Consider the following 1,779-nt stretch of genomic DNA (forward strand, 5'->3'; position numbering starts at 1 on the left):
GTTAGAAGAAATTCTGTTTGAGCGTTGTCAAGTTCTTTTAACACAGCAATTTGCAATCAAGGCTATAACCCAGTACCATTGGTGGCCGAAAATTCAGGTTTAATTACTCCGATGCTACCGGATTTGATATTACCTCTCCTTGAAAACGGATAGGATTGACTCAAAGGAAAATTTTTTCTTGTTTCTCCTTTAAAGGAGAGGCTTTAAACCTTAATTATTCGGTAAGGGGAAAGATAGAAAAATCTTGCGTTATCTGAGTTTTAGGCTTTTGATATGTCTGCGGCCTTTTCTTCGACTGCTATAACTATCATAAATGTATAAAAAATATCTTTCTCAAAATATAATAATTAATTGCAAAAGTGTAATATGATGTTATAGTATATTAATGGTTGTCGGGGCGTAGCGCAGCTTGGTAGCGCACCACTTTGGGGTAGTGGGGGTCGTGGGTTCAAATCCCGCCGCTCCGATTTTAATTAATATTATAGAGAAGTCCAAAACTCTCCTATAATGTATTTTTGGCCTTGAATAGGCTGCTGTTCCATGCAACGCCTCTACCTATTCCCTAACCCCTCAGCAAAAAAATCATAGCTAAATTCACGAACACCAGAAATTGTTATTTATTCAAAAAATCTTTTGTATAGCACTATGGAAATAGGTTAGCGCAATTATAAACACTCAAACTCAGCCAGGGATTAATTTGCGCCTTCTGACTTCTAACTTCTGAGTTCTGACTTACGCGTAACGCCATAATTGTCTACTCCGGATGGTAAATAATACTATCTGAATATTTATTTGATAGAATCTAATTCCATCTGTAACACTACAGATGGTTTTTTATGTGAAAGATATGGTGTTGAGGGTTATTTCAAGTAAAAAATTATACAAAGAATTGAAGATTTCCCGCATTTTCTGGTTTCTACTAGGACTTATATTAACTTTTTGGATTAGTTATCAACAGTTTGCAGGTAGTTTAGAAACACCTCAAGCTTTATTTGTACTTGGTGGGGCGATAGAGAGAGAAGTTTTTGCTGCAGAATTTGCTCGTCAACATCCGCAGCTAGATATTTGGGTGTCTTCTGGCACTAACCCAGAATATGCCGACTGGTTATTTTCTAGGAGTGGTATTTCGCAAACTCGCTTACATTTAGATTACGATGCCGTAGATACTGTAACTAATTTTACAACAATGGTAGATAAGTTAAAATCCCACGGTATCACAAGTGTTTATTTAGTTACTTCTGATGACCATATGCTTCGTGCCCAAGTTATCGGGGAAATTGTTTTGGGTAGTAGGGGCATTAATTTTAAGCCAATGCCTGTACCTTCTGGGCGATCGCCCGAACCCATTGAAAAAGTTATTAGAGATGGCATTAGAGCAATTTTATGGGTGACTACTGGTTATACTGGTGCAGGACTGGTAGCTCCATTATCTTCTTGAGTAGCATCAGATTCTTGTACTAAAACAAAAGGTTGTACTATCAAAGCATTAAATTTTTTACTATCATTACTATTCCAAATTGACAATTGTTCGGCTGAGGGCTTATAAATAAGTTCTCGGCTAATCCAGTCTTGCACAGAAGATGTATTATCAGAAGCGATCGCTACTCCTACATCTAATATATCTAAATTTTGGCCGACAATTACTACAGCATCACGTTTTACATGGGGTACTAACCAATTCCATTCAGCTACATCCAAGTTTTCGGCCAATTGTTCTCTAATATCCTGCATTTGTTTTTTAACTAAATATCTTAACGTCCTAAATCGTGCATTTTGTTA

Annotated in this window: 2 protein-coding genes and 1 tRNA gene; 2 read left to right on the plus strand and 1 reads right to left on the minus strand. The window is 36.8% G+C overall.

All coding sequences use genetic code 11. The features are described from left to right. The first annotated feature begins 393 nt into the window (after positions 1–393). Positions 394–467 (plus strand) — tRNA-Pro (locus tag F6K13_RS31600). A gap of 380 nt (positions 468–847) precedes the next feature. Continuing rightward, on the plus strand, positions 848–1,438 hold the full coding sequence (locus tag F6K13_RS31605; RefSeq protein WP_124146525.1) for a YdcF family protein: 591 nt from the start codon (positions 848–850) through the stop codon (positions 1,436–1,438). Here the strand turns inward: F6K13_RS31605 and F6K13_RS31610 are convergent. Beyond that, a complete protein-coding gene (locus F6K13_RS31610; RefSeq protein ID WP_124146511.1) occupies positions 1,399–1,731 on the minus strand; it encodes a DUF2288 domain-containing protein in 333 nt (110 codons plus the stop codon). The genes F6K13_RS31605 and F6K13_RS31610 overlap by 40 nt on opposite strands. Positions 1,732–1,779: the final 48 nt, after the last annotated feature.

The organism is Okeania sp. SIO2B9, from assembly GCF_010672505.1.
Lineage (GTDB): Bacteria > Cyanobacteriota > Cyanobacteriia > Cyanobacteriales > Microcoleaceae > Okeania > Okeania hirsuta.